Source organism: Streptomyces pristinaespiralis (assembly GCF_001278075.1).
Taxonomy (GTDB): Bacteria; Actinomycetota; Actinomycetes; order Streptomycetales; family Streptomycetaceae; genus Streptomyces; species Streptomyces pristinaespiralis.
Genome location: NZ_CP011340.1, coordinates 4,539,440 through 4,565,822, shown reverse-complemented (window position 1 = coordinate 4,565,822; position 26,383 = coordinate 4,539,440). Strand labels below are relative to the sequence as shown.

The window sequence follows — 26,383 nt, the reverse complement described above, 5'->3', positions numbered from 1 at the left end:
CCGAAAGTCGGGCGGACGCGCGGGGATCGCGGATGCGTGACCGGGGACCACCTGCCTATCCGGGGTCTTGCGGTACCCGGACTCGATCCTTCTTGTCCGGGCGATCCTGATGGCGCTCGACTCCTCCGTTCTTCCCTCTGAACCAACTACTGATACTGCGAACTGCGGTACTGCTTGCACTGCTGAACTGCGACCTGCTGGTGGCTCCAGGAAGCCACCTTGTCCGGCAGCCGGCCTCGTCGCCCGTCCTGCATCTGCTCCGGCTCGGAACCCCACTGCCGAACCTCTCAGCACGCGCGCCTGCAGCCCGGCGCCTTTACTGAGAGACCTCTGTGTACCGACTGCTGGTACTGCCTACTGCACTTACTGCGGTACTGCTCATGGCAGCCCCTGTCGGGCCACCCGGTACGGCCGTCAGTCCCGTCGCCATCCTGCAACAACCCTGGCTTCGGTACTCCACCACCGCACCGCACTGCGAACTCAGTACTGCTGCCCGCCAGTTCATGTCTGGCCGGGCCCTTCGACCTTGACTACGAGAGAAACCATAGCCACAGAGCCACACAATGTCTACTTCGGCGGGAACAGATTTTGGAGTGCATGAGGGGTAGCTTTTCTGCAGATCCGAGATCAGGCCGCCGTCGAACGCTGCTTAGCATGACCGCATGGCTGCCCATGATCCCCACGTCCCAGCACATGACCATGCCTCCTCCGGCCCGCCGCACCCCGACAGCGGAACAGCCCGGCCGGCCGAATCGACCGGTGACAGGGCGGGAGAAGAATCCGGCCCTGTCGATGCTCTCGTGGAGCGGGCAGCCGACATCATGGAGCCGCTCAAACCGAAGCTGCGCGGCTGGCTCCACGCGGGGATGGTTCCCGCCTCGCTGATCGCAGGCGTCTTCCTCATCCTTCTGGCCCGCACGCCGCAGGCGGTCCTTGCCTGTGGCGTGTACGCCGTCACCGCCTGGCTGCTGTTCGGAACGAGCGCGGTGTACCACCGCGGCACCTGGGGGCCGCTCGGCGAGGCCGTCCTGCGGCGCCTCGACCACGCCAACATCTTCCTGATCATCGCCGGCACCTGCACTCCCCTGGCCGTACTCCTGCTCGCGCCGGGTCAGCGGACGGTCCTGCTGTGGATCGTATGGACGGGCGCGCTGGCCGGCGTCGTCTTCCGCGTGCTGTGGGTCGGGGCTCCCCGTTGGCTGTACACGCCCTGCTACCTGGCCCTGGGCTGGGCACCGGTGCGCTACCTGCCCGACTTCCTGCACACCGGCGGGACAGCCGTACTGATATTGATCGTGGCCGGCGGTCTTCTCTACAGCGCCGGCGCAGTCGTCTACGCCCTGCAGCGCCCAGACCCCTCACCCCGCTGGTTCGGGTACCACGAGGTCTTCCACGCACTCACTGTGACGGCCTTCGCGGCGCACTACACCGCCATCTGCCTCGCCGCCCTCTGACCCGGTGGACGGCCAGGCGCGGACCGGGTCGGGTACGACGTCCTGGCGGCACGATGTCGAAGGGCCCCACCGTTCGCGGTGGGCCCTTCGACGTTCGCCGTCCCGGGGTGGCCGAACACGGCGGCGTAGCACGGGCCGGGAGCCCTGCGGGCGGGATCCCTGTGATGTCGGCCGGATCCGGCGAAAACGGCATGGTTCCGGCCAACCATCCGCGAGCTGAACGGCCCCAGACAACCGACAGGGCCGTCCTTCGACTCTCACAGGCGGGACACAGCTTCGCGACGGGGGGCCGCGTCGTTTCGACGGGGCGGCCGGTCATGCGAGCGGGCTGTTGATCCATGTCCCGTCAGGCACTCGGATATGAGGATTGATGACCAGATCCCACCATGCCCGCCTGTGGCGCCCCGCGATCGCCGCGGGCGCGGCGATCGCCGTCACCGCCGGTGTCGTCGCCGCAGCACCCGACGCCCGGAAGGCACAGACCAAGCCGAAGTTCAGTCTGATCGCCGCCTCCACGTCGGTCACCCTCGACTCCTGGAAGGAAGAGCCCGGCGTCTACCTCGACCTCGGGACCTACCTCACCGCCGAGAACGGCCCGCTCGAGCTCAAGGTGACCCGCAAGTCCTACAAGGACCCGGTCGTCGCCACGCAGATCATCCGGCAGGGCAACAAGGCACCCAGGACCAAGACGCTGCCCGCCGGGCTCGTGAAGGACTTCTCCGGGCTTCCCGGCTTCGTCCGGATCACGGTCACCGACGCGGCCGGCAAGACCGTGGTGACCAAGGACGAGGCGTTCTGCCCGAACAACGCCTCCGGCCGGGTCCGCCCCGACGCCCCTGCGAAGTCGAAGTATCCGCAGAGCTGTCCCACGAACCCCTTCACGCTCGGCTCGGTGTGGGGTGTGGAGAACGGCTGGGCGTCCAACACGTACTCCGGCTTCTACACCGCCCCGGTCGCCCTGCCGGCCGGCAAGTACACCGCGAAGGTGTCCGTGGCGAAGCGCTACCGGGACCTGTTCGGCATCGCGGACAAGCCGCAGACGATCAGCGTGACCGTGCGGGAGCGCAGCTGGGAGGAGGGCGCGCGCGCGTCCGCGGCCAAGGAGCACGCGGGCCACGCGGCCGGCCACTCGGGACACAGCGCTACGCGCGCCGCCGCTCCCGCGGCGCCCACGAGCGGCGCCGGCCCCTCGTACAACGCCGGCCACGGGCCCTACCCGTCCGCTCCGCCCGCCGTGCCCTGGGCGATCAAGAAGGCCGCTCTCAAGGCCGCGCAGGCAGGTGACGGGGCCGGGCGGACCGACGGCTCCCGGCAGGCCCCCGCGCTGTCGCCCAACGCGAACCGGCCGACCGGCAAGGCGTCCGTGCCTGACGTGCCGAAGCCGGACCTGCGGTCGCTGCCGGCGTACGGCATCCAGATCAGCGACGGCGGGGACGACGTCCCCGGCAAGGACTACCTGGCGTTCAGCGCCAACGTGTGGAACGCGGGCCCCGCGCAGCTGGTGGTGGACGGATTCCGCTCCCCCGGCAAGAAGCTGATGGACGCCTACCAGTACTTCTACGACGCCAAGGGCAAGCAGGTCGGCTACGCCCCGACCGGCACCATGGAGTGGGACCCGCGGCCGGGTCACGAGCACTGGCACTTCACCGACTTCGCCAGTTACCGGCTGCTCAAGGCCGACCAGAAGGAAGCGGTGCGCAGCGGCAAGGAGGCCTTCTGCCTGGCCAACACCGACGCCGTCGACTACACGGTGAAGAACGCCAACTGGCACCCGGAGAACACGGACCTGTCCACCGCGTGCGGCCAGGAGAACTCGATCTCCGTCCGTGAGGTGCTGGACGTGGGCTCCGGCGACACCTACACCCAGGACCTGCCGGGCCAGTCCTTCGACATCACCGACCTGCCCAACGGCACCTACTACATCCAGGTGCTGGCCAACCCGGAGAAGCGGCTGCAGGAGACCGATCTCGACAACAACAGCGCACTCCGCAAGGTCGTGCTGGGCGGCAAGCCGGGCGCCCGCACGGTGAAGGTGCCGGCGCACGACCTGGTCGACGCCAACTGACATCCGTCCGACAGCAGGGCCGGAACTCTCCGGCCGGCGCCGGTCCCGGGACTTCTCCCGGGGCCGGCGTTCGCGCGTCCGCCCCTCCGGGGGCGGCTTCGCCGCGGTCCGCGAAAAATTCTGCCGCGTCGTGTCGAGAACGCGCCGACGTCTCCGACGTCTCCTGTGAGAGTTGCCCGAAGGGGGCGACCGACCGGCCACAAGGAGCGAGTCATGAAGTACCTGGTGATGATTCAGGGAACGCAGGCGGACTACGAGGCGATGAGCGGCAACGGCTCCGAGCACGCCCCGGCCTGGAACGAGAAGGAGATCCAGGCGATGTTCTCGTTCATGCAGAGCATCAACGACGACCTCGCCGAGTCCGGCGAGCTCGTCGACGGGCAGGGCCTGGCCGCGCCGGCGCAGACCCGGCACGTCCTGTCCGGCAAGGACGGCCGGCCGGTGGTGACGGACGGGCCGTACGGCGAGACGAAGGAGGTGCTCGCCGGGTACTGGGTCCTGGAGTGCGAGAGCCTGGACCGCGTGACGGAGATCGCGTCCCGCATCACCCAGTGCCCGGTCCCCGAAGGCACCGTCGAATACCCCGTGGTGATCCGGCAGATCATGGACGGCGGAGGCGATGTCTGCTGATCCCGGCCGGGTCGAGGGCCTGCTGCGCCTGCACGCGCCGCAGGTCCTCGGCGCGCTGGTGCGCCGGTACGGCCACTTCGACCTGGCGGAGGACGCCGTTCAGGAGGCGCTGCTGGCGGCGGCGCAGCAGTGGCCGGGGAGCGGCGTCCCGGAGAACCCGCGCGGCTGGCTGATCAGGGTCGCCTCCCGTCGCCTGACGGACCTGCTGCGCAGCGAGGAGGCTCGGCACCGGCGCGAGGAGACGGCCGGCCGGCTCGCCCCGCGGGACGCCTTCACGGCACCGCCGCCCGGTGAGTCCCGCGCACCCGCCGACGACGACACCCTCACGCTGCTGTTCCTGTGCTGCCACCCTGGGCTGGCCCCGGCGGCGCAGATCGCGCTCACCCTGCGGGCCGTCGGTGGTCTGACGACCGCCGAGATCGCCCGCGCGCACCTGGTGCCGGAGGCCACCATGGCGCAGCGGATCAGCCGGGCGAAGCAGCGGATACGAGGTCTGCCGTTCCGGCAGCCCGGCGCGGCGGACCGCGACGCCCGCCTCGCCGCCGTGCTGCAGGTGCTCTATCTGATCTTCAACGAGGGGTACACGGCGACCTCCGGCCGCCACCTGCACCGCGCCGACCTGGCGGCGGAGGCGATCCGCCTGGCTCGTGCCGTCCGCCGGCTGCTGCCGGAGGAAGGCGCGGTGACCGGGCTGCTGGCGCTGATGCTGCTCACGGACGCCCGCAGCGCCGCCCGCACCGGCCCGCACGGAGAGCTGATCCCACTCGACGAGCAGGACCGCACCCGCTGGGACCGCGCGGCGATCGCCGAGGGCACCCGACTGGTGGAGGAGGCGCTGACGCAGGGTCCGGCGGGTCCGTACCAACTGCAGGCGGCGATCGCCGCGTTGCACGACGAAGCCCCGAGCGCCGCCGGGACGGACTGGCCGCAGATCCTCGCGCTCTACGACGTTCTCGTCGCCCGCGCCCCCGAACCGATGGCCGAGCTCGGCCGGGCGGTCGCGACGGCCATGGTGCACGGCCCGCGTGCCGGTCTCACCGAAGTGGCCCGCCTGGAGGAGGGGCTGAGCGGCAACCACCGGCTGGAGTCCGTACGGGCGCACCTGCTGGAGAAGGCGGGCGACCTCGAGGCGGCCCGTGCCGCCTACCGCTCGGCGGCCGCCATGACCCTGAGCATCCCGGAGGCCCGCTACCTGCGGGCCAGGGCCGACCGGCTGAGCCCGTGACACCCGCGCGGCCCGGGCCTCACCGGCCTTCAGCCGCCGGACGCTTCGCTGGCGGCGCACCGGCGGCCGGGTGATCATCGGGGCATGGAAGCCACGATTCACCTCGCCCAGCAACCGGAGGCCGACGAACTCCTCGGCCGCAGCCCTCTCGCCGCCCTGATCGGGATGCTCCTCGACCAGCAGATCCCCATGGAGTGGGCGTTCACCGGCCCGTACACCGTGGCGCAGCGGCTGGGCACCGACGATCTCGACGCCGCAGAGATCGCCGCCTACGACCCGGACGCCTTCACCGAACTTCTGCGGGAGAGGCCGGCGGTCCACCGCTACCCGGCGTCGATGGCCAAGCGGGTCCAGGAACTGTGCCGGTTCCTCGTCGACGAGTACGGCGGCGACGCGAGCGCCGTCTGGACCGAAGCGGCCGACGGCGCGGATCTTCTGGCGAGGCTGAAGGCGCTCCCGGGCTTCGGCGAGCAGAAGGCGCAGATCTTTCTGGCCCTCCTGGGCAAGCAGTACGGCGTACGTCCGGAGGGCTGGCGGGAGGCGGCCGGCGCGTACGGCGAGAAGGACTCCTACCGGTCGGCGGCCGACATCACCGGCCCCGAATCGCTCGCCAGGGTGCGGGCGTACAAGCAGGAGAAGAAGGCCGCCGCCAAGGCCGCCAAGGCCACGCAGACCGCCAGGACCCTGAAGGCGACGAAGACGGCCAAGACGGCCAAGTCCACCAAGTCGACGAAGTCGCCCAGGAAGCCCTGAAGAACCGGGAGTTGAAGTGGATGAAGCGCTTCCGTGCGCTGATGGGGGGAAATGCGCCATGAGTTACGGCACAAGTGTTCACAGGGGCGACAGAGATCGCTAGCTTCCCCTCAACCCTCGTTCACATCGGGAAGGACCTCTGTGAAGGCAACCCATCGCAGAGCCGTGGCCACCGTGGCCGCTGCCGCACTCGCGACCCCGCTCCTGCTGGCGTCCGCCTCCCCGTCCGCTGCGCACCGTCAGGACCCGGGCGACCGGGCGGCCATGGACGCGTCGAAGCTGGCACGGAAGCTGGTCCAGAAGTCGTCCGCGGACGACGCATTCGAGCACCTTGAGAAGTTCCAGCAGATAGCGGACAGCACGGGCGGCCACCGCGCCGCCGGCTCGCTCGGACACGACGCCTCCGCCGCGTACGTGTACCAGCAGATGAAGAAGTACGGGTACGACGTCTCGTACCAGCGCTTCGACTTCATCTACACGGAGACGCTCGCCGAGAAGCTCTCCGTTCTCTCACCGGCCCCGCGTGACGTCGAGATCGCGGCCATGACGTACACCAAGTCCACTCCTGTGGGCGGCATCAAGGCCGCTGTGGCGGCGGTGCCCGTGGACGACACGACGGGCTGCGAGGCGGCCGACTACACGTCGGGCACCTTCACCGGCAAGATCGCGCTGATCAAGCGTGGCGGCTGCAGCTTCGCCGAGAAGCAGGCCGCCGCGGCCGCCGCCGGCGCGGTCGGCGCCATCGTCTACAACAACACCGAGGGCACCCTCTCCGGCACCTTGGGCGACCAGGCCTCCGCGAAGATCCCGACGGGCGGCATCACGCAGGCCGAGGGCGAGAAGCTCGCCGCCGACCTCGCCAAGGGCCCGCTCGAGGTCTCCTTCGAGGTCCGTGAGCTCCAGGAGAAGCGCAGCACCAACAACGTGATCGCGGAGACCCGCCGGGGCAACGCCGCCAACACGGTGATGCTCGGCGCCCACCTCGACTCGGTGACCGCCGGCCCCGGCATCAACGACAACGGCTCCGGCTCCGCCGGACTGCTCGAGGTCGCGGAGGAGCTCGCCAAGCGGGAGAAGCAGCCCACCAACAAGGTGCGCTTCGCCTGGTGGTCGGCCGAGGAGAACGGACTGCTCGGCTCCGAGCACTACGTCGCGAACCTCAGCAGCCTGGGGAAGAAGGAGATCAAGCTCTACCTCAACTTCGACATGATCGCGTCGCCGAACTACGGACTCTTCGTCTACGACGGCGACAACTCCGACGGCGTCGGTTCCGGCGCGGGCCCGGCGGGCTCCGCGCAGCTCGAGCGTGACATCAACGAGTTCCTCGACAAGCGGGGCACCCCGCACGAGGGCACCGACTTCACCGGCCGCTCCGACTACGGGCCGTTCATCGAGGTCGGCATCCCGTCCGGCGGCACCTTCACCGGCGCGGAGGGCATCAAGACCGAGGCGCAGGCCAAGAAGTTCGGCGGCTCCGCGGGCATCGCGTACGACGTGAACTACCACGCCGCGGGCGACGACATCAGCAACATCAACATGAAGGCGTTCGCCGTCAACATCGGCATCATCGCCAACGCCGTGGGCACCTACGCCCACGACATCAGCTCGCTGCGCAAGCCGGTCACCACCGTCCCGACGGACGGCGACGCGGGCAGCGGCGGCGGCCTGCACGACGGCCACGACCACGAAGTGACCGAGTAACACCCACCACACCGGCCGCTCCGCCCACGACGGGCGCGAGGCCGCACCGGTCGCGGCGCGCCGCGGGCTCCTCGCCCGCGGCGCGCCGTGCCACGGAGGGTCCGCGAGAACCCCCGCCACGTACTCCCGGGGCCCGGGAGGAAGAAGCCGCCGACCCTTTCGGGCGAATCACCGCACGCTCGGCGTGACCTGCCGGGAACCAGGCCGTGCCCGCTCTTCAAGGCGGTGCCCACCCACCGGAGCACCCCCACGGCGGCGCGGAGACACCGGGGACGTCCCTTGAACACGGGCGAGGAAGAACAGCGGGAGACCCCATTCACCCGGTTTGCAAAGTATTGATCAGGATCGCGCCGCGGTTCCATGGCTGCGCCATGAGCCTCTTGACCGGTAGGCTTTCCGTGTGATCTTCAAGCGCATCGGTAACGGGCGGCCGTATCCCGACCACGGCCGGGAAAGCACCCGGCAGTGGGCGGATGTCGCGCCGCGCCCGGTCCGCCTCGATCAGCTCGTGACCACCAAGGGACAGCTGGATCTCGAGACGCTGCTCGCAGAGGACTCGACGTTCTACGGAGACCTCTTCGCCCACGTCGTGAAGTGGCAGGGCGACCTCTATCTGGAGGACGGCCTGCACCGCGCCGTGCGCGCGGCCCTCCAGCAGCGTCAGGTCCTGCACGCCCGCGTGCTCGAGCTGGGCTGAGCCGGCCCCGCGCCTCCCGACCTCGGTGGCCGCGGCGACGGCCGGTGGTGTCCCGAGGAGGGTCGGCCACGGTCCGCGGCTGATCCTTTCGGGGTCGTTTCGGCACCGTACGGACGCAATCGACTGATCGTTTAGTAGGCATAGCCACCGCACCGCACTACGCTGCGCCCATGAGCATGCTGACTCCCCCCGGCATGGGCGGAAAGTACCGCATCACGGGCGACAAGTACCCACGAATGCGACGCCCCCGGAACCGCCGCAGGATCGTCCTTGCGGCTGTCGCCGCGGTGGCCGCGCTGGGCCTCGCAGGCTGGGGGACGGTGCAGCTCATCGACGCGTTCACGGGCGGCGGCGCGAAGACCTCGGCGAGCGGTGGCGGCACACGGTGCAAGCCCGCCCCCTCCCCCTCCGCGGCGCCCCCGCCGCCGCTGCCACGCCAGATCACGGTGAACGTCTACAACGCGACGCCGCGCGCCGGCCTGGCCAAGTCGACGGCCGACGAGTTGAAGAAACGTGGCTTCAAGATCGGCAAGGTCGCGAACGCACCGGCGGCCTACGACAAGAAGGTCCCCGGCACCGCCGTACTGCTCGGAGCGACCACCGCCCAGAACGGCGCCTTCCGGGTGCTCGGCACCCAGGTGCAGGGCTTCCAGGCGAAGACCGACACCCGCAGGACGGCCGACGTCGACTTCATCATCGGCACCGCGTTCAAGGCCCTCGACGCGAAGGCGAACGCGGACGTCGCCCTCGCGGCCCTCTCGCAGCCGAAGCCGGCGCCTTCCGGCACGTGCTAGGCAGTCACGGACCAGGGACGACGGAAGGACCGGAGTTCTCCGGCCCTTCCGCTGTCCTGCGGCGCGACGGGCCGCATCACTGAATGACCGCTACTCCGCGGACCCGTACATGCGGTCACCCGCGTCGCCGAGGCCCGGCACGATGTATCCGTGCTCGTTCAGGCGCTCGTCCACCGAGGCCGTCACGACGGTCACCGGCGTGCCCGCCAGCTCGCGCTCCATCACCTCGACGCCCTCCGGCGCCGCCAGCAGCACGACCGCGGTCACATCGTCCGCGCCGCGCTTGATCAGCTCGCGGATCGCGGCGACCAGCGTCCCGCCCGTCGCCAGCATCGGGTCCAGCACGTACACCTGGCGCCCGGAAAGGTCCTCCGGCATACGCGTCGCGTACGTGGACGCCTCGAGCGTCTCCTCGTTGCGGATCATCCCGAGGAAGCCCACCTCGGCGGTCGGCAGCAGCCGGACCATGCCGTCCAGCATGCCGAGACCGGCCCGCAGGATCGGCACCACCAGCGGACGCGGGTGGGACAGCTTCACGCCGGTCGTGCCCGTCACCGGGGTCTCGATGTCGACCTGCTCGGTACGCACGTCCCGGGTGGCCTCGTAGGCGAGCAGGGTGACCAGCTCGTCGGCGAGCCGCCGGAAGGTGGGGGAATCGGTGCGCCTGTCGCGCAGCGTGGTGAGTTTGTGCGCCACCAGGGGGTGGTCGACAACGTGGATCCGCATGGCGTCAACAGTAGCCCGCACTCGCATCAAGGACGGTTCCGGAGGGAAGGTGGAGAGGTGTCTCCCCAGGCCGCAGGGCCGAGGAAGTGCCCGGCGGACAGGTCCTTGGGGGAAAACGGATACAGCCGTGGGGTGGTGTGGCCGATGCCGGAGTCCGAGCCGGAGCCGGAAGAGGAGATCGCGAACGAAGGGGAGCGCCGCAGGCGACGCGCCCAGTTCCTGCGCGAACTGAACGAGGCCAAAGCGCTGCGCGACCGTGTCCAGCCGCGACGCGCCCGAGCCGCCCGGATGCGCCGGCAGATGCGCATGCGGACCTTCCGCTGGTAGACCGTCCTACGAGCCCCTTAAGAACTGATGGCCGACGCAACGACGGAAGACCTCTCGCAACGCGCCTCTTTCTGCCACGATTCCGAGTGGGCGGGGCACGATCGCAGAACGCGCCGCCGGTCGTCACACCTCTGATCAGTGGGAGAGTCACGGTGTACTTCGCCGCACTGCTCGCGCGCACTCATGACGGGTGGGAAGCGAGCGACACAGAGCTCGACGATGTGGAGACCCTGTCGGATCTGACCGACCTGGCCCGCGAAGCCTCGGTGGACGAGGACACGGTCCTCGTCTTCATCGAGCAGGAGGACGCCTGGTTCGGTGTCCTCCGGGTCGAGGGCGAGGAGGACCCTCGGATCTTCGTCTCGGACGCGGCCGCTGCCGCACGCTCCTCCTATGGGGAGATCCTCACCAACGAACTGCTCGGCGGGGACGACGACGACCCCGCCGCCGACCTCGACGCGCTGGACCTCGACGGTACGGAGGACGGAGAACCGGAGGAGGACGGGACGGACACGGTCGACCTGCCCGCCCAGGCCGGCGAAACCGTGCCGACGGGCCCGGCGGGCGACCGCGAGATCCTCGCGGATCTCGGGCTGTCCGAGAAGGAACTGCTGGCGCTGGAGACCGACGCGCTGTCGGAGATCGCGGACGCGCTCGGCGCCGGCGAGGTACTGGAGACCGTGCGCTAGTGCCCCACCCGGCAGACGAACAGGCACCGGACCGCACGTCGGAACCGGTGCCGGGGAACGATCCCGTGCGCGGTCCGTGGGAGGTGTCGATGCGCCTTGCCCTCGGCGAGGCGGACCGCGCGGCGCAGGGCGGCGACGTGCCGGTCGGCGCCGTCGTCCTCTCCGGGGAAGGCACGATCCTCGCCGTCGGGCACAACGAGCGGGAGGCGACGGGCGACCCGACGGCGCACGCCGAGGTGCTGGCGATCCGCAGGGCCGCCGCCGTCCTCGGCGAGTGGCGGCTGACCGGCTGCACGCTCGTCGTGACGTTGGAGCCGTGCACGATGTGCGCCGGCGCGCTCGTGCAGTCGCGGGTGGCGCGCGTGGTCTACGGCGCCCGGGACGACAAGGCCGGCGCGGCCGGCTCACTGTGGGACGTCGTGCGGGACCGTCGGCTCAACCACCGGCCCGAAGTCGTGAGCGGGGTGCTGGGCGAGGAGTGCTCCAAACAGCTCACGGCGTTCTTCCGCGACCGGCCGGGCGACCGCTGAACAGCTCCGCACGGCGCTCCGGGACGTACTCGGCGGACGCTCACCCATAACCGATTTCAGAGCACGGCCCACCTTGGGCTAAGCTCTCTCCCGGTAGCGTGTCCGAGCGGCCGAAGGAGCTCGCCTCGAAAGCGAGTGTGGCGCAAGTCACCGAGGGTTCAAATCCCTCCGCTACCGCTCTTGTCGAAGGCCCCGGTGCATGTCACCGGGGCCTTCGTCGTGACCCCGCACCGCTCCGGACGCCCAGGACCTCACGGCCCGCCGCCACGGCCCGCAGACGGATCTCCGGACCCCGCGCGGGCGCCCGGGACTCCGGCGCCCCGCTCCGCCCCGCTTCACACGCGAAAGAGCGCGGGCAACAGGCGTTCCGGCGTGGAAAATCTGTCCGAATGCGCTCGGCTAGACTCACGCGACGCGTCGCCAGGGGCAGGACAGCAGGGGAGACAGGGGCCGATGGTGCAAGCCAAGAAGATTGCCGTGTACATCGTGGTCGTCTTCATCCTGTACACGATCATCAACTCCCCCGACCGGGCGGCCGACCTGGTGGGGGTAGGGTTCGAGGGCATTTCGAGCGCCGCGCAGGGCGTCGGAGAGTTCATGACCGAGCTCGTCAACTAGGGCCGCGCCAGGCATCGCGGCCCCCGGCCACGATCCGCCGGCCAGGCCCCGGCCTGCCGGCCAACCAGGGAGTGCCTCTTGATCCGCCATCTGGTCCTCTTCAAGCTCAACGAGGGTGTCGAGCGCGACGAGCCCCGCGTCGTCGCCGGAGTGAAGGCCTTCCAGGAGCTGGACGGGGTCGTACCGGAGCTGGAGTTCTGGGAGTGCGCCTGGAACATCACGGACCGGCCGATCGCCTACGACTTCGCCATCAACTCGGCCGTGGCCGACAGGGACGCGCTGAAGCGGTACATCGAGCATCCGGCCCACCAGGCGGCCGCCGGACAGTGGCGCGAGTTCGCCACGTGGGTGATCGCCGACTACGAGTTCTGAGAGCCCCTTCGCAAGCCCCTCGCCGTCCAGGGCGGGGGGCTTGTCGGTTTTCCATCCCGGCATGACGTCAACACGGCGTTATGAGGTGCTTGCACACAGTGGACATGTCTTGTGATGCTATGACCGCTTTTGACGGATGAGTTGACCGAAAATGACCGCGAAGGGGTGGCTTGACCGTGTCGGCCAGTACTGCGCCTCAGGTGCCACCTCAGAACGAGAGGCCGGACGACACCGCCCCTGCCGCGAGACCGCAGAGGCGCGGCGCGGACACCCGGGCCCTGACCCAGGTGCTGTTCGGCCGCCTCAAAGGACTCCAGGCGGGGACCGCGGAGCACTCCAGGGTGCGCGCCGCACTCATCGAGGCCAATCTCCCCCTCGTGCGGTACGCCGCCGCCCGCTTCCGCAGTCGCAACGAGCCGATGGAGGACGTCGTCCAGGTCGGCACCATCGGGCTGATCAACGCCATCGACCGGTTCGACCCGGACCGCGGCGTGCAGTTCCCGACCTTCGCGATGCCCACGGTGGTGGGCGAGATCAAGCGGTACTTCCGCGACAACGTGCGGACGGTCCACGTGCCACGGCGTCTTCACGAGCTGTGGGTGCAGGTGAACGGGGCCACCGAGGACCTGACGACCGCCCACGGCCGGTCGCCCACGACCGCCGAGATCGCCGAGCGGCTGAAGATCGGCGAGGACGAGGTACTGGCCTGCATCGAGGCCGGACGCTCGTACCACGCGACGTCGCTGGAGGCCGCCCAGGAGGGCGACGGCATGCCCGGGCTGCTGGACCGGCTCGGCTACGAGGACCCGGCGCTGGCCGGCGTCGAACACCGCGATCTGGTCCGCCATCTCCTCGTCCAGCTGCCGGAGCGGGAACAGCGGATCCTGATGCTCCGCTACTACAGCAACCTGACACAGTCGCAGATCAGTCAGGAGCTCGGCGTCTCCCAGATGCATGTGTCGCGACTGCTGGCGAGAAGTTTCGCTCGACTTCGTTCCGCAAACAGGATCGAAGCGTAGCTCGAACGGGTAGAGCATCCTTGAGCCGCTGACGGGGGCTCAAAAGCCTTACACCCCCTGTTTACTGGGCATTTTTGCGCGATACTTGTCGACATGTCACTACAGCGTGTTGCCGACATGTGACATTCTGCTGGAACCGCGTTTGCCGCAGCCTCGCCGCCGGTATTCAGGTGGAGGCTGCGTTCCTCAGACGGTCGCGGCCACCGCGACCGTCCGCGACCTCAAGGGGGTGGCATGTCCGTAGAACAGGGCAGCTCGAAGGTGCTCACTCGCGCTCCAAGCGCGCCCGCACCCGTCGTGCCCGGCAGCTCGGAAGCCATCGACACCCGCACTCTGTCCCGCTCCCTGTTCCTGCGGCTCCGCGCCCTGGACAGCGAGGGCGCGGCCGACGACAGCCCGGAGCGCACCTACGTGCGCGACACCCTCATCGAGCTCAACCTCCCCCTCGTCCGGTACGCCGCTGCGCGGTTCCGCAGCCGCAACGAACCGATGGAGGACATCGTCCAGGTCGGCACCATCGGCCTGATCAAGGCGATCGACCGCTTCGACTGCGAACGGGGCGTGGAGTTCCCTACCTTCGCGATGCCGACGGTCGTCGGGGAGATCAAGCGCTTCTTCCGTGACACCTCGTGGTCGGTTCGGGTTCCGCGCCGGCTCCAGGAGCTGCGTCTCGCACTCACCAAGGCGAGCGACGAGCTCGCCCAGAAGCTCGACCGCTCCCCGACCGTTCCCGAACTGGCCGCGGTGCTCGGGGTGTCGGAGGAGGACGTGGTCGACGGCCTCGCCGTGGGCAACGCCTACACGGCCTCGTCGCTCGACTCGCCCTCACCGGAGGACGACGGCGGCGAGGGCTCGCTCGCGGACCGCCTCGGCTACGAGGACTCGGCGCTGGAAGGCGTGGAGTACCGCGAGTCCCTCAAGCCGCTGCTCGCCAAACTGCCGCCCCGTGAGCGACAGATCATCATGCTCCGCTTCTTCGCCAACATGACCCAGTCGCAGATCGGCGAGGAGGTCGGCATCTCGCAGATGCATGTCTCGCGCCTGCTGACCCGCACACTCGCGCAGCTGCGGGAGGGGCTGATCGCGGACTGACGATCCGGGCTCCGTCCGCTCGAGGCCCGTCCCGAAGTGCCTTCCGTAAGGTTCCTTCCTGACGGGTCGTCAGTCACACTGGCGCGATGCGACGGCGAACCGGTCCAGGAATCGTGGCGTCGGCGCTCTGCCTCTGCGGAGCGCTGACCGCGTGCGGCGGCAGCGGCGAAGGTGACGTGGCGCTCGGCGCCGCCGGACCGGGAGCGGACCGCGCGCCGACCGCTGCCGTGCCGCCGAAGGGCACGGTCTCGCTCGCACCGCTGGACACGAGCGAAGGACACGCCGACGACGGGACCGCGGGCAAGGCGCCTCGGCCGGGCACCGCCGGGCCGGCCAACGGCCCGGCGGGCGACGATCACACGCGCGGCGGTCCTGGCCGCACACCCGCGAGCGGCACAGGCGGCACGAGCGGCGCCGGCCCCTCCGGGAGCGGCGGACCGCAGCAGACCCCGGGTCCCGGCGGCACTCCCGGCGCCTCACCGGCCCCGGGACCGTCCACGCCGGCGCCGTCCCCCTCCGGCCCGGAGCCGGGCCCCACAGGCCCCACGGGCCCAGCCGTGCTTCAGGTCGGCGAGCCCGTCCGCGAGGCCCTCGACCGGCGCTGGTGCGAGAAGGTCACCGTGGAGTTCCGCAACACCGGCGGCACCCCGGCCGTGTCCGGCACCGTCACGTTCGCCACGCACATCATCGGCGCGCTCGGCGTCGACTGGGCCACGCGCGAGTCCCGCCAGGCGCTGCCCGCGCCGATCGGGCCCGGAGCCGTGCGGAAGCAGGCGTACACGGTCTGCGTGGACGCCTGGCGGGTGCCCCTGGGCATGCACATCGAGACCCAGGACGTCACCGCGACATGGAAGTGACCGGGCCTGACCGGCCCGGACAGGCCTAACCGAGCGCGAGCCAGGCGACCGCGCCGAGGATGACCACCACCGCGACGACGCCGGCGATGAGGCCGACGCGCGAGGAGGACGTCGCCGCGGGCGTGGCCGCCGCACGGCCCTGGGGGGCGCCTTCGTCGACGAAGGCGCGGAACATCTGGGTGCTGCCCGCGGGGTCGTAGTTGCCCTCGGGGCCCTGGCCTTGGGGAGCATGGGGGTTGTGTGCCATGGGGCAGGACCCTAGCGAACGGCGTCGACGGCCCCAACCCCGGGCGGGCGGCCGGAGGGCTCCGAGCGGCACATGACCGGCCCATGACTCCGCACATGCAAAGCCTTTTGGGTTCCTTTACCCATTCCGGCCCGTTTTCATTTGCCTGTAGCAACCAACGGCTTCTATCGTTGCCCTAAGCAACGAAAAGTGGGAGGGGCCTTGGCCGAGCGGAGTCAGTACGAGGAGCTGGCCCGGCAGATAGGTGCCATCGGGGCCGTGAAACGGAGCGTCTCGCGGATCCTGCCCGCCGAGTGCCCCTCCGGGTCCGCCGCGGTGCTGTCGCTGATCGGCCGTCACGGAGAGATGCGGATGGGCCGCCTCGCCGAGCTGATGGCCGTCGACATGTCCGTCACCAGCCGGCATGTGGCCCATGTGGTGGAGCGCGGCTGGCTGGAGCGGTCGCCCGACCCCGATGACCGGCGGTCCCGCATCCTGCGGCTCACCCCGGCGGGCAAGGACCTGCTCGACGACCTCGGCCGCCGCAGCACGGACATGTTCGCCCACTACCTCAAGGACTGGTCCGACGAAGAAGTCGGACAGCTGAACGCGATGCTGGCCCGCCTCCGCGAATCCGTCGGGGACTGCCGGGCCCACGCCACCCGTACACCCGTATGACGAAAAGGAAGTTCATGGCTACGACCACACCGACCGGTGTGCGGGGCGGCCACGCCAAGCACGGCGGTGGATCCGCCTCCGACGGCGGGGCGCCGATGACACATCGGCAGATCATGGAGGCGCTGTCCGGGCTGCTGCTCGGCATGTTCGTCGCCATCCTGTCGTCGACGATCGTCTCCAACGCCCTGCCGGAGATCATCACCGACCTCGGCGGCGGGCAGAGCGCCTATACCTGGGTCGTCACCGCCTCGCTGCTGGCGATGACCGCGACCACCCCGCTCTGGGGCAAGCTCTCGGACCTCTTCTCCAAGAAGCTGCTGGTCCAGATATCGCTGCTGATCTACGTCCTGGGTTCGGTCGTCGCCGGACTCTCGCAGAACTCCGGCATGCTGATCGCCTGCCGCGTGGTCCAGGGCATCGGCGTCGGCGGTCTGTCCGCCCTCGCGCAGATCGTGATGGCCGCGATGATCGCCCCCCGTGAGCGGGGCCGCTACAGCGGATACATCGGCGCCGTCTTCGCAGTCGCGACCGTCGGCGGCCCGCTTCTCGGCGGCGTCATCACCGACACCGAGTGGCTGGGCTGGCGCTGGTGCTTCTACGTCGGCGTGCCGTTCGCGCTGATCGCCCTGATCGTGCTGCAGAAGACCCTGAAGCTGCCCGTGGTCAAGCGCCAGGTGAAGGTCGACTGGTCGGGCGCGTTCTTCATCAGCGCCGCCGTCTCGCTGCTGCTGGTGTGGGTGACCTTCGCCGGCGACAAGTACGACTGGATCTCGTGGCAGTCCGCCGCGATGGTCGGCGGTTCCGTGGTGCTCGGCGCGCTCTTCCTCCTCGTGGAGTCGAAGGCGAGCGAACCGATCATCCCGCTGCGGCTGTTCCGCAACCGCACGATCACGCTGGCGTCGCTGGCCTCGCTCTTCGTCGGCGTCGCGATGTTCGCCGGCACGGTGTTCTTCAGCCAGTACTTCCAGCTGGCGCGGGACGAGTCGCCGACCATGTCCGGTGTGCTGACGATCCCGATGATCGGCGGCCTCTTCGTCTCGTCGACCGTCTCCGGCCAGATCATCACCAAGACCGGCCGCTGGAAGGCCTGGCTGGTCGCAGGCGGTGCCCTGGTGACGGCGGGCCTCGGTCTGCTGGGCACCATCCGCTACGACACCGAGTACTGGCACATCGCGGTCTTCATGGTCCTGATGGGCCTCGGTCTCGGCATGATGATGCAGAACCTCGTGCTCTGCACCCAGAACCAGGTGGACCCGTCGGACCTCGGCGCGGCCAGCTCGGTCGTCACCTTCTTCCGGTCCCTCGGCGGCGCGATCGGCGTCTCCGCGCTCGGCGCGATCATGGCCAACCGGGTCACCCACTACGTCAAGGACGGGCTCGCCGAACTCGGCCCGCAGGGCCAGGCGCTGGGGCACGGCGGTACGGGCGGCGGTGGCATCCCCGACCTGGACAAGCTGCCGGTTCCGATCCGCACGGTGATGGAGACGGCCTACGGGCACGGGGTCGCCGACATCTTCCTGTACTCCGCTCCCTTCGCGCTCGTCGCCTTCCTGGTGACCCTCTTCATCAAGGAGGTCGCGCTGAAGAGCAGCTCGTCGGACGCCGCCGCGAAGGAGACCGAGGACGCCGTCGCCGGCTCCGAAGCCCCGGAGGCGCTCGCCGTCGCCACCGCCCCCGCCCCGGCGCAGGCCGTCGCGACCGAGCCGGTCGCCCCCGCCGCCTCCGGTGTCGCGGTACGCGGTGTGGTGCGCGGTTCCGAGGGCGCCGCGGTGCCCAGGGCCGCCGTCACGCTGATCTCGCCGGCCGGCCGGCAGCTCGGCCGCTCCGTCGCCCAGGGGGACGGCAGCTACACGCTGGACGCGCCGGGCGCCGGGTCGTACGTGCTGATCGCCTCGGCCGACGGCTTCCAGCCGCAGGCCTCCACGGTGAACGTCGCGGACGAGCCGCTGGTGTACGACATCCTCCTCGCCGGGACGAGCGGTCTCGGCGGAGTGGTGCGGGCGGCCGAAGGCGGCAGTCCCGTCGAAGGCGCCATGGTCGTCGTCACGGACGTGCGCGGTGACGTGCTCGCCACCGGGACGAGCACGGCCCAGGGCGAGTTCGCCTTCGCCGAGCTCGTGCCGGGCGCGGTGACGGTCGCGGTGAACGCGCCCGGCTACCGGCCGCTCGCGCTGCCCGTGGAGATCGGCGGCCAGGGCGTGACCCGGATCGAGGCGGCGCTCCGGTACGGCGCCGTGGTCCGGGGTGTGGTCCGCGGGGCCGCGGGCCTGCCGCTGGCCGACGCCCGGGTGACCCTCGTGGACGCCGCGGGGAACGTGGTCGCCACGGCGACCACCGGCGACGACGGGGCGTACGCCTTCGCCGACCTGGACGCGGGCGAGTACTCGGTCATCGCGACCGGATACCCGCCGGTCGCGGGCCAGTTGACCGTGACCGGTCGTGGCGTCGACGGTCACGACATCGAACTCGCCCACCCGGGCGAGTAACGGACCTCCGGGACCGGGCGCCTCGTTCCAAGCGGAGACGGGCCGCCCGCCCGGCGGAGACGGGCCCCGGGACGGGGCGGCAGGCAGGGGACGGCCGGTCGCCCCGCCCGGGGCCCGAACACTTCCTACGGCCCGTGAGGGCCGGACACAGAAACGGGATCGATGGGCATGGGACTTCGCGCACAGGTACGGACCCGCGACGGCTGGGCCGTCCAGCACGCGGTCGTCACCGTGACGGACATGACCGGCACCCAGGTGCTGCGGGCGCAGGCAGGCGCGGACGGCACGGTGAGCGACACGACCGGCCTGCCGGCCGGGCCGTACACGGTGATCGTGACGGCCCTCGGCTACGCGCCGGCCGCGTCGACCGCGCTGGTCACGGCGAGCGGACGGGTGGACGCCGGCACGGTGGTGCTGTCCCGTCAGGGCGGGACGGAGCTTCCTCCGCCCGGCACCTGGTCGCTCGACCCGGCGCACTCGTCGGTGGGCGCCACGGCACAGCACCTCGGGATCTCCAGCGTGCGCGGTCGCTTCACCGAGTTCGGCGGCCGGATCGAGATCGCGGAGGACGTGGAGGGTTCCCGGGTCGACGCGGTGATCTCCGCCGGGTCGATCGACACGGGCAACGGGCTGCGGGACAAGCACCTGCGGTCGCCGGACTTCCTGGACGCCGAGCGCTTCCCCGACATCACCTACCGGTCCACCGCCCTGCTTCCGGCCGGGCCCGACCGCTGGACGGTGCGGGGCGAGCTGTCGCTGCACGGCGTCGTCCGCGAGGTCGACCTCGACCTGAGCTACCTGGGCACCGGCCCCGACCCGTGGGGCGGGGTGCGCGCCGCCTTCCGCGCCACGGCGGAGCTGCACCGGGACGACTTCGCCATGCACTACAACCAGGTGGTGCAGACCGGCATCTCCGCCATCGGGACGACGCTGAAGGTGGAGCTGGACATCCAGGCCGTCCAGGGCGGCGAACTCCCGTAAGGTGCCGGCCATGGCACGACAGACCGCCACCAACACCACGGTGGAACTCGAGCAGTTGCTGGACTTCGTACGGCCCCGGCACCGGGCGATCCTGCTGACGCGCCGCGCGGACGGCTCCCCTCAGGGCTCGCCGCTCACCTGCGGGGTGGACGACTCGGGGCGGATCGTCGTCTCGACCTATCCGGAGCGGGCGAAGACGCGCAACGCCAAGCGGGACGCGCGCGTCAGTGTGATCGTCCTGTCGGACGACTGGAACGGTCCGTGGGTGCAGGTCGACGGCACCGCGGAGGTGCTGGACGCTCCCGAGTCGGTGGAGCCGCTCGTCGAGTACTTCCGCAACATCTCCGGTGAGCACCCGGACTGGGACGAGTACCGCGAGGCGATGCGGAAGCAGGGCAAGTCGATCATCCGCGTCACGCCGGAACGGTGGGGTCCGATCGCCACGGGCGGCTTCCCGGCGCGGCTCGCCGAGGACTGACCGGCTCCCGGGCGGACCGGCCGGCCCGAGGCACCGGCCGGTCCGTACGGTCCGCCGCCGTCGGCGGGCGTGTTCCGGGCCGGGCGGGCTACGCCTTCGAGCGCTCCACCATCGCTTCGATACCCGCGATCAGGAGATCGAGCGCGAATCCGAAGTCACGCTCCCGCATCTCCTCCACGGTGTCGCCACCGCGCGCCTCCATCAGCTCGTCGGACTGGGCGAACGTCTCGCGGTACTGCGGCCGTTCGCGGATCGTCCCCATGGCCTCGCGGAAGTACTCGTCCTGGTTGAGCCCGGCCTCCGCGCAGCGCTCGATGAAGTGGCCCTCGATGGTGCCGAACCCGTAGACGAACTGGAAGACCGCGGAGATGCCTCCCATCTGCCCGTGGGGCGGCAGGCCGGTGTTGCGGACGATCTTCTGGGCAGCCTGCGAGAAGGCCATCGAGTGCGGGCCGATGTTCAGGTACGTCCCGATCAGCGGCGACACCCACGGATGCCGGACCAGCAGCGCCCGGTACCCGGCGGCCAGGGCGCGCAGCTGCTCGCGCCAGTCGCCCGCGTCCGTGTCGGGCAGCGCCACGGTTCCGAAGACCGCGTCGAGGGCCAGCTCCAGCAGGTCGTCCTTGGTGTCGACGTACCAGTAGACCGACATCGCGGTGACATTCAGCTCTGCGGCCAGCTTCCGCATGGAGAACCGGGCCGCGCCCTCGGCGTCCAGGAGCCGGACCGTGGCATCGATGATCTTGTCGCGGTCCAGTCCGGCCGGCTGGGCCGACCTGCGCCCGCGGTCAGCCGCCTTGCCCTCCAGCCAGACACTGGTCCGTGCGGGGCTCTTCGTGCGGTCGGTCGTACTCGCCATCGCACACCCTCTCGGTTCTTCCGGCCGGACGGGCGGTGCCGGAACGCTCCGGTCCGCCCGCCTCCGATGCTATGCCGCCATGCTCCGCCACGGTGCTGTGCCCTCTGCGGCACAGCACCGTGGCCGCCTCGCGGTGTCAGGCCTTCGCCGGAGGGTCCGCCCGCTCGGCCCGCCGCAGCAGCAGCGCGGCCAGCAGACCGCCGGCCAGCACCGCCACCGCGCCCACCAGCTGACTCGTCTCCAGTCCGGAGGCGAACGCATCCGAGATCCGGGCACGCTCACCGGCGTCGTCCGCCGCCGCCAGGGCGGCGGGCAGCGAGGTCGCTCCGACGGCCGCGGGTACGAGAGCGGCGAAGCGGGAGTTGAGCACCGCGCCCAGGACGGCGACGCCGAGGCCGTTGCCGAACTCGGCGAGGGTGCCGTTGATGCCGGCGCCCACGCCCGCCTTCTCCGGCGGGATGGCGCTCATGATCGCGTTGGCCATCGCGGGCATGGACAGCGCCACGCCGGCGCCCATGACGACCAGGCCGAGCAGCATCCCGTTGTAGCCGCCGGCCCCGAGGACGGCGATGGCCGCGAGGCCACCGGAGACCAGGGCCATGCCGACGGCGATGGTGACCGGCGTCCCGAAGATCCGCAGCAGCCGGGCGCCCATGCCCGTCAGGTTGAGCGCGACGACCGTCAGCGCCAGCGGAGCCGTGCGGAGACCGGCGTCCAGCGCCCCGTACCCCAGCACGAACTGGAGGTGCTGGGTCAGCAGGAAGAGCGAACCGGTCATGCCGAACGCCACCAGGATGGCGCCGGCGACCGCGCCGATGAAGCGCTGGTTACGGAAGAAGTGCATGTCGAGCATCGGGTACGGGATCCGCAGCTCCCAGAACACGAACGCGCCGAGGAAGAGCGCGCCGAGGGCGGCGGACGCCAGGACCTGGGTGGAGGTCCAGCCGTGGTCCGGGCCCGAGATGATCGCGTACACGACGGCCGTCATACCGATCGTGGACAGCACCGCGCCGAGCAGGTCGGGCCTGTCGCCCTGCGGGTTCTTGGACTCCGGGACCAGCAGGACGACCGCCACCAGGCCGATCACGGCGACGGGGATGTTGATCAGGAAGATCGCGCCCCACCAGTAGTGCTCGAGCATCACGCCGCCGATCAGCGGTCCGGCCGCGAAGCCGAGCGAGCTGACCGTCGACCACAGGGCGATCGCCTTCACCCGCTCGGTCTCGTCGAAGACCTGCACGACGACCGCGAGGGTCGTGGTCATCAGCAGCGCCCCGCCGACGCCCATGCCGGCTCGCGCCGCGATCAACTGTCCGGAGGTCTGGGCGAGTCCGGCGGCGAGCGAACCGATGCCGAACAGGGCCAGGCCCGCGACCAGCATCTTCCTGCGGCCGTAGCGGTCCGCCGCGTTGCCCGCGGTGAGCAGCAGGCCCGACTGGACCAGCGAATAGGCGTTGATCATCCACTGGATGTCGGCCGTCGAGGCGTGGAGCTCCCTCGTGAGGGACGGGATCGCCACGGACAGGACGGTGTTGTCGAGCAGCACGGTGAGCTGGGCGAGACAGATGACGCCGAGGATCAGCCAGCGCTGCGGGTGGCCGCCCGAGGGGGCCTTACTGGTCTCGGTCGTCGTTGCCGTCATTCAGGCTCCTTGTACGGTGTACGGGAAGATACTCGTACACCGTACAAGAGATTCCCATACGCTGTACAGCGCTATTTCTCCGCGGTCAGGTCGTAGAAGGTGACGCCGTCCACCGTGACCGGGGTGAACTCGTCCTGGACCCAGGCGGTGATCTCGGAACTCGTCCCGCCGCCGGCGCCGCCGCCCGGCCCGTCACCGCCGCCGATGAACCAGTGGATCCGCCCGTCGGCCACGTACTGCTTGAACCGGGCGAGGGTCGGGGACGGGTCGCTGCCGTTGAAGCCGCCGATCGCCATCACCGGTTCACCCGTCGCGAGTTGGTAGCTCGCGGCGTTCTGCGATCCGATGGCCGCGGCCGCCCAGGTGTAGTCGTCGGCGTCCCGCTCCAGCAGGGACTCGGCCTCGGCGCCCACGTCCGCCCCGTCGAGGAGGCCGCCCATGCCGCCGCCTCCGCCGGGCCCACCCGTCTCGCCGCGGGCGGGGAAGCCGCCCTGGCCCTGGCCCTGCGGCCGTGCCTGGCCGGTGCCTGCCGGGGGCGCCGCCGTGCCGGGGCCCGCGCCCTGCGCCGCTCCCGTGGGGGGCCGCACTCCCGCCCGGCCGCCGTCACCGTCGTCACCGCCCGGGACGCCGCCGGGTCCGCCGCCCGGGCCGCCCCGGCCACCCGCAACGGCCGGGCCCGCTGTCACGATCGAGCCCGCGTGCCCCTCGCCCACGGTCGTCAGCGAGTACGCCGCAGGACCGGCCAGCAGAGCCGCGACACCGAGTGCGGCGGCGGCCAGGGCCGTCCGCCGGCCGGCCCTGACCACGAACAGCAGGACCGCCGCGGAGACGAGACCGCCGATCAGCACCGCCGTACGCAGCCACGGAAGGTAGTCCGCGGACCGGCCCAGCAGCACGTACGACCACCACGCCGAGAGCGCCACCGTGGCCGCCAGCAGCGCCGACCGAAGCGGCTTCGCGCGCTCCTCCCACAGCAGCGTGCCGCCCATGCCGACGAGCGCCGCGATGTACGGCGCCAGGGCCACCGTGTAGTACTCGTGGAAGATCCCGGCCATGAAGCTGAAGATCACGGCCGTGCTCAGCAACGAGCCGCCCCAGACCAGGAACGCGGCCCTGGCCGTGTCCGTACGCGCCGCCCGCCCGGTCAGGAAGAGCGCCGCGACGAGCAGCAGCAGGGCGGCGGGGAGCAGCCAGGAGACCTGACCGCCGATGTTCCCGGCGAACAGCCGGTCCACGCCGGTCTCGCCCCAGCCGCCTCCTCCCCCGCCGCCGACGCTGCCCGTCTCCTCGCCGTTGATCCGGCCGAGGCCGTTGTAGCCGAAGGTCAGTTCCAGGAAGCTGTTGGCCTGGGATCCGCCGATGTACGGGCGGGAGGACGCGGGCCACAGCTCCACGACAGCCACCCACCAGCCGCCCGAGACCACGATCGCCAGTCCCGCCAGGGCGAGTTGGCCGAGCCGGCGGCGCAGCGTCGTCGGCGCGCACACCGCGTACACCAGCGCCAGCGGCGGCAGGATCAGGAACGCCTGAAGCGTCTTGGTCAGGAACGCGAGACCCACCGCGACGCCCGCCCACACCAGCCAGGTGGTCCGCGCATCCTCGAGCGCCCGCAGCACGCAGTACACGGTGACCGTCATCAGCAGCGCCAGCAGGGCGTCCGGGTTGTTGAAGCGGAACATCAGCGCGGCGACCGGGGTCAGCGCCAGCACGGCGCCCGCGAGGAGTCCCGCCGCCGGGGTGAAGCGCCGGCGCACCGCCGCGTGGAGCACGGCGACGGTGGCCACGCCCATCAGGACCTCGGGGACGAGGATCTGCCAGGAGCCGAGGCCGAAGATGCGCACGGACAGCGCCATCGGCCAGAGCGCGGCCGGGGGCTTGTCCACCGTGATGGAGCCCGCCGGGTCCGAGGCGCCGAAGAAGAAGGCCTTCCAGCTCTCGCTGCCGGCCTGCGCAGCCGCGGAGTAGAAGGAGTTGGCGTAACCGGAGGCGCTCAGGTTCCAGAGGTAGAGCAGTGCCGTCGCGGCGAGCAGGGCCAAGAACGCGGGACGTACCCAGCGGGCGTCCGCCTCCCTGCCGCGCCACAGTGCGGCGAGCCGGCCGGCCCGCGGGTGTGCGTGCCCGGCGGCGTCGGCAGGCGTGATCCCGCCGGGCGGAACGGTCGTGGTCATGGGGTGTACCTCATGTCGCTCATGTCGTCGTCGGCACGATGCCGTTCGGGAAAGACCCAGGACCGCAGGAGCAGGAACCGCAGCACGGTCGCGGCGAGGTTCGCCGCGACGAGGACGGCCAGCTCGGTGCCGTGGGAGGGACCGCCCGCCGCCGCGTCCAGGGCGGCGAGCGAGCCGCTGGTCAGGGCGAGTCCGATGCCGAACACGACCAGGCCCTGTGCCTGGTGGCGTACGGCGCGGTCCCTGCCGCGCACGCCGAACGTGAGCCGGCGGTTGGCCGCGGTGTTGGCGACCGCCGAGAGCAGCAGGGCGGCGGCGTTCGCCGTCTGCGGCCCCGCCCCGGTACGGAAGAGCGAGTACAGCAGCAGGAACAGCAGGGTCGAGAACGCACCGACCACGCAGAAGCCGACGAGCTGACGGGCGAGTCCCCTCGGCACCCCGCTGAGGTCACGGTCACGCGGGTCGTCACCGAAGGGGCGGGCGAGCCGGTCGAGCGGGAGCGCTCCGACCGCGAGTGCGCGCCCGACCCGCCAGACGCCCTTGAGGTCCTCGGCGGCCGTCCTCACGATGTGGACGGTCGAATCGGGGTCGTCGACCCAGTCCACCGGCACCTCGTGGATCCGCAGACCGGCCCGCTCCGCGAGCACCAGCAGCTCGGTGTCGAAGAACCATCCGGTGTCCTCCACCATCGGCAGCAGCCGCTGCGCCACGTCCCGCCGGACGGCCTTGAACCCGCACTGGGCGTCCGAGAAGCGCGCCGCCAGCGAGGACTTGAGGATCAGGTTGTAGGCACGCGAGACGAACTCACGCTTCGGACCGCGCACCACCCGCGAGCTGCGCGTCAGCCGGGACCCGATCGCCAGGTCCGAGTGGCCGGAGATCAGCGGTGCGACGAGCGGGAGGAGGGCGTTGAGGTCGGTGGACAGGTCGACGTCCATGTACGCGAGGACGGGCGCGTCCGAGTGGGACCACACCGTGCGCAGCGCCCGCCCCCGTCCCTTCTCCTCCAGCCGGTACGCCCGCACCTCGGCGATGTCCGCCTCCAGCCGGGCGGCGATCTCGGGCGTACGGTCGGTGCTCGCGTTGTCGGCGACGGTGATCCGGAATCCGTACGGGAAGGTCCTCGTGAGGTGCTCGTGCAGCCGCAGCACGCACCGTTCGAGATCGGCCTCCTCGTCGAAGACCGGGATCACCACATCCAGTACGGGTCGATCGGCCGCGCCGGCGAGCAGATGCTCGCGGGCCGGCAGGGTTCCCCATGGGGTGTCGGTTCGCATACCGACGACCTTCGAAGGGCCCGCTGTCACGGCCGTGTG

26 protein-coding genes and 1 tRNA gene are annotated in these 26,383 nt (G+C 70.8%); 21 read left to right on the top strand and 6 right to left on the bottom strand.

The features are described 5' to 3' along the window. Positions 1-800: 800 nt before the first annotated feature. From trhA to SPRI_RS19325, 8 genes are all read left to right on the top strand, one after another. A complete protein-coding gene (gene trhA / locus SPRI_RS19360) occupies positions 801-1,454 on the top strand; it encodes a PAQR family membrane homeostasis protein TrhA (RefSeq protein ID WP_037774280.1) in 654 nt (217 codons plus the stop codon). Positions 1,455-1,824: 370 nt separating this feature from the next. Further along, positions 1,825-3,519: a lysyl oxidase family protein gene (locus SPRI_RS19355; protein ID WP_005315314.1), complete on the top strand. Its 1,695-nt coding sequence runs from the start codon at positions 1,825-1,827 to the stop codon at positions 3,517-3,519. A gap of 213 nt (positions 3,520-3,732) precedes the next feature. Further along, complete coding sequence (locus tag SPRI_RS19350; protein WP_005315313.1) at positions 3,733-4,149, top strand: YciI family protein; 417 nt, start codon at positions 3,733-3,735, stop codon at positions 4,147-4,149. After that, a complete protein-coding gene (locus tag SPRI_RS19345; protein WP_005315312.1) occupies positions 4,139-5,374 on the top strand; it encodes an RNA polymerase sigma factor in 1,236 nt (411 codons plus the stop codon). Before SPRI_RS19350 ends, SPRI_RS19345 begins: the two co-directional genes overlap by 11 nt. 84 nt (positions 5,375-5,458) lie before the next feature. Beyond that, positions 5,459-6,127 (top strand): HhH-GPD-type base excision DNA repair protein, encoded by a 669-nt coding sequence (locus tag SPRI_RS19340; protein WP_005315302.1) that lies wholly within the window; start codon positions 5,459-5,461, stop codon positions 6,125-6,127. A gap of 165 nt (positions 6,128-6,292) precedes the next feature. Then, complete coding sequence (locus SPRI_RS19335) at positions 6,293-7,828, top strand: M28 family metallopeptidase (protein ID WP_005315301.1); 1,536 nt, start codon at positions 6,293-6,295, stop codon at positions 7,826-7,828. A 400-nt stretch (positions 7,829-8,228) separates the two neighbouring features. After that, a complete protein-coding gene (locus tag SPRI_RS19330; protein ID WP_003955420.1) occupies positions 8,229-8,525 on the top strand; it encodes a type II toxin-antitoxin system VapB family antitoxin in 297 nt (98 codons plus the stop codon). Positions 8,526-8,695: 170 nt separating this feature from the next. Further along, positions 8,696-9,319 carry a LytR C-terminal domain-containing protein gene (locus SPRI_RS19325; protein ID WP_005315293.1) on the top strand — a complete coding sequence of 208 codons (624 nt, stop codon included), beginning with the start codon at positions 8,696-8,698 and terminating at the stop codon, positions 9,317-9,319. Positions 9,320-9,409: 90 nt separating this feature from the next. On the opposite strand, the gene upp is transcribed toward SPRI_RS19325, so the two are convergent. Beyond that, positions 9,410-10,045 (bottom strand): uracil phosphoribosyltransferase, encoded by a 636-nt coding sequence (gene upp / locus SPRI_RS19320; protein ID WP_005315292.1) that lies wholly within the window; start codon positions 10,043-10,045, stop codon positions 9,410-9,412. Positions 10,046-10,189: 144 nt separating this feature from the next. Here upp and SPRI_RS19315 point away from each other — a divergent pair, with 144 nt between their 5' ends. The 9 genes from SPRI_RS19315 (at position 10,190) to SPRI_RS19280 (ending at position 15,549) form a co-directional block, all read left to right on the top strand. Then, positions 10,190-10,372, top strand: a complete 183-nt coding sequence (locus tag SPRI_RS19315) for a hypothetical protein (RefSeq protein WP_037776582.1) — start codon at positions 10,190-10,192, stop codon at positions 10,370-10,372. A 152-nt stretch (positions 10,373-10,524) separates the two neighbouring features. Continuing rightward, entirely contained in the window at positions 10,525-11,061 is a 537-nt protein-coding gene (locus tag SPRI_RS19310) for a tRNA adenosine deaminase-associated protein (RefSeq protein ID WP_037774272.1), read from the top strand. 89 nt (positions 11,062-11,150) lie between these two features. Beyond that, positions 11,151-11,591 (top strand): tRNA adenosine(34) deaminase TadA, encoded by a 441-nt coding sequence (gene tadA, locus SPRI_RS19305; protein WP_037776581.1) that lies wholly within the window; start codon positions 11,151-11,153, stop codon positions 11,589-11,591. Positions 11,592-11,683: 92 nt separating this feature from the next. Then, positions 11,684-11,768: transfer RNA gene (locus tag SPRI_RS19300), tRNA-Ser, on the top strand. Positions 11,769-12,044: 276 nt separating this feature from the next. Next, a complete protein-coding gene (locus SPRI_RS38875; protein ID WP_182327695.1) occupies positions 12,045-12,209 on the top strand; it encodes a hypothetical protein in 165 nt (54 codons plus the stop codon). A 78-nt stretch (positions 12,210-12,287) separates the two neighbouring features. Beyond that, positions 12,288-12,581, top strand: a complete 294-nt coding sequence (locus SPRI_RS19295) for a Dabb family protein (RefSeq protein ID WP_005315281.1) — start codon at positions 12,288-12,290, stop codon at positions 12,579-12,581. A 176-nt stretch (positions 12,582-12,757) separates the two neighbouring features. Further along, positions 12,758-13,600: an RNA polymerase sigma factor SigF gene (locus SPRI_RS19290; RefSeq protein ID WP_037776580.1), complete on the top strand. Its 843-nt coding sequence runs from the start codon at positions 12,758-12,760 to the stop codon at positions 13,598-13,600. A 234-nt stretch (positions 13,601-13,834) separates the two neighbouring features. Then, positions 13,835-14,692 carry an RNA polymerase sigma factor SigF gene (locus SPRI_RS19285; RefSeq protein ID WP_037774269.1) on the top strand — a complete coding sequence of 286 codons (858 nt, stop codon included), beginning with the start codon at positions 13,835-13,837 and terminating at the stop codon, positions 14,690-14,692. An 86-nt stretch (positions 14,693-14,778) separates the two neighbouring features. Then, positions 14,779-15,549: a hypothetical protein gene (locus SPRI_RS19280; protein ID WP_053557125.1), complete on the top strand. Its 771-nt coding sequence runs from the start codon at positions 14,779-14,781 to the stop codon at positions 15,547-15,549. A gap of 25 nt (positions 15,550-15,574) precedes the next feature. Here the strand turns inward: SPRI_RS19280 and SPRI_RS19275 are convergent, their stop codons facing one another. Beyond that, the gene (locus SPRI_RS19275; RefSeq protein ID WP_037774266.1) at positions 15,575-15,796 is read right to left on the bottom strand and encodes a hypothetical protein; all 222 of its coding nucleotides are present in this window, start codon (positions 15,794-15,796) and stop codon (positions 15,575-15,577) included. A 201-nt stretch (positions 15,797-15,997) separates the two neighbouring features. On the opposite strand from SPRI_RS19275, the gene SPRI_RS19270 reads away from it, so the two are divergent. The 4 genes from SPRI_RS19270 (at position 15,998) to SPRI_RS19255 (ending at position 20,398) form a co-directional block, all read left to right on the top strand. After that, complete coding sequence (locus SPRI_RS19270) at positions 15,998-16,453, top strand: MarR family winged helix-turn-helix transcriptional regulator (RefSeq protein WP_037774263.1); 456 nt, start codon at positions 15,998-16,000, stop codon at positions 16,451-16,453. A 14-nt stretch (positions 16,454-16,467) separates the two neighbouring features. Continuing rightward, positions 16,468-18,939 (top strand): MFS transporter, encoded by a 2,472-nt coding sequence (locus SPRI_RS19265; RefSeq protein WP_053557124.1) that lies wholly within the window; start codon positions 16,468-16,470, stop codon positions 18,937-18,939. 168 nt (positions 18,940-19,107) lie between these two features. Then, a complete protein-coding gene (locus tag SPRI_RS19260; protein WP_037776577.1) occupies positions 19,108-19,920 on the top strand; it encodes a YceI family protein in 813 nt (270 codons plus the stop codon). A gap of 10 nt (positions 19,921-19,930) precedes the next feature. Next, a complete protein-coding gene (locus tag SPRI_RS19255) occupies positions 19,931-20,398 on the top strand; it encodes a PPOX class F420-dependent oxidoreductase (protein ID WP_005315259.1) in 468 nt (155 codons plus the stop codon). A gap of 88 nt (positions 20,399-20,486) precedes the next feature. On the opposite strand, the gene SPRI_RS19250 is transcribed toward SPRI_RS19255, so the two are convergent. From SPRI_RS19250 to SPRI_RS19235, 4 genes are all read right to left on the bottom strand, one after another. Then, positions 20,487-21,257, bottom strand: a complete 771-nt coding sequence (locus tag SPRI_RS19250; RefSeq protein ID WP_005315257.1) for a TetR/AcrR family transcriptional regulator — start codon at positions 21,255-21,257, stop codon at positions 20,487-20,489. A 136-nt stretch (positions 21,258-21,393) separates the two neighbouring features. Next, the gene (locus SPRI_RS19245; protein ID WP_005315255.1) at positions 21,394-22,899 is read right to left on the bottom strand and encodes an MFS transporter; all 1,506 of its coding nucleotides are present in this window, start codon (positions 22,897-22,899) and stop codon (positions 21,394-21,396) included. 71 nt (positions 22,900-22,970) lie between these two features. Continuing rightward, on the bottom strand, positions 22,971-25,067 hold the full coding sequence (locus SPRI_RS19240) for a mannosyltransferase YkcB-related protein (protein WP_078951268.1): 2,097 nt from the start codon (positions 25,065-25,067) through the stop codon (positions 22,971-22,973). Then, a complete protein-coding gene (locus tag SPRI_RS19235) occupies positions 25,064-26,344 on the bottom strand; it encodes a glycosyltransferase (protein ID WP_005315247.1) in 1,281 nt (426 codons plus the stop codon). Before SPRI_RS19235 ends, SPRI_RS19240 begins: the two co-directional genes overlap by 4 nt. Between the last annotated feature and the right edge of the window lie 39 nt (positions 26,345-26,383).

What these genes read in the sequence shown, in the direction of transcription:
- SPRI_RS19265 (WP_053557124.1), top strand. Translation starts at nt 16,468, where the DNA reads ATGGCTACGACCACACCGACCGGTGTGCGGGGCGGCCACGCCAAGCAC.
- SPRI_RS19315 (WP_037776582.1), top strand. Translation starts at nt 10,190, where the DNA reads ATGCCGGAGTCCGAGCCGGAGCCGGAAGAGGAGATCGCGAACGAAGGG.
- SPRI_RS19250 (WP_005315257.1), bottom strand. Translation starts at nt 21,257, where the DNA reads ATGGCGAGTACGACCGACCGCACGAAGAGCCCCGCACGGACCAGTGTC.
- SPRI_RS19260 (WP_037776577.1), top strand. Translation starts at nt 19,108, where the DNA reads ATGGGACTTCGCGCACAGGTACGGACCCGCGACGGCTGGGCCGTCCAG.
- SPRI_RS19255 (WP_005315259.1), top strand. Translation starts at nt 19,931, where the DNA reads ATGGCACGACAGACCGCCACCAACACCACGGTGGAACTCGAGCAGTTG.
- SPRI_RS19235 (WP_005315247.1), bottom strand. Translation starts at nt 26,344, where the DNA reads ATGCGAACCGACACCCCATGGGGAACCCTGCCGGCCCGCGAGCATCTG.
- tadA (WP_037776581.1), top strand. Translation starts at nt 11,151, where the DNA reads ATGCGCCTTGCCCTCGGCGAGGCGGACCGCGCGGCGCAGGGCGGCGAC.
- SPRI_RS19285 (WP_037774269.1), top strand. Translation starts at nt 13,835, where the DNA reads ATGTCCGTAGAACAGGGCAGCTCGAAGGTGCTCACTCGCGCTCCAAGC.
- SPRI_RS19325 (WP_005315293.1), top strand. Translation starts at nt 8,696, where the DNA reads ATGAGCATGCTGACTCCCCCCGGCATGGGCGGAAAGTACCGCATCACG.
- SPRI_RS19340 (WP_005315302.1), top strand. Translation starts at nt 5,459, where the DNA reads ATGGAAGCCACGATTCACCTCGCCCAGCAACCGGAGGCCGACGAACTC.
- SPRI_RS38875 (WP_182327695.1), top strand. Translation starts at nt 12,045, where the DNA reads ATGGTGCAAGCCAAGAAGATTGCCGTGTACATCGTGGTCGTCTTCATC.
- SPRI_RS19345 (WP_005315312.1), top strand. Translation starts at nt 4,139, where the DNA reads ATGTCTGCTGATCCCGGCCGGGTCGAGGGCCTGCTGCGCCTGCACGCG.
- SPRI_RS19275 (WP_037774266.1), bottom strand. Translation starts at nt 15,796, where the DNA reads ATGGCACACAACCCCCATGCTCCCCAAGGCCAGGGCCCCGAGGGCAAC.
- SPRI_RS19355 (WP_005315314.1), top strand. Translation starts at nt 1,825, where the DNA reads ATGACCAGATCCCACCATGCCCGCCTGTGGCGCCCCGCGATCGCCGCG.
- SPRI_RS19280 (WP_053557125.1), top strand. Translation starts at nt 14,779, where the DNA reads ATGCGACGGCGAACCGGTCCAGGAATCGTGGCGTCGGCGCTCTGCCTC.
- upp (WP_005315292.1), bottom strand. Translation starts at nt 10,045, where the DNA reads ATGCGGATCCACGTTGTCGACCACCCCCTGGTGGCGCACAAACTCACC.
- SPRI_RS19240 (WP_078951268.1), bottom strand. Translation starts at nt 25,067, where the DNA reads ATGACCACGACCGTTCCGCCCGGCGGGATCACGCCTGCCGACGCCGCC.
- SPRI_RS19350 (WP_005315313.1), top strand. Translation starts at nt 3,733, where the DNA reads ATGAAGTACCTGGTGATGATTCAGGGAACGCAGGCGGACTACGAGGCG.
- SPRI_RS19245 (WP_005315255.1), bottom strand. Translation starts at nt 22,899, where the DNA reads ATGACGGCAACGACGACCGAGACCAGTAAGGCCCCCTCGGGCGGCCAC.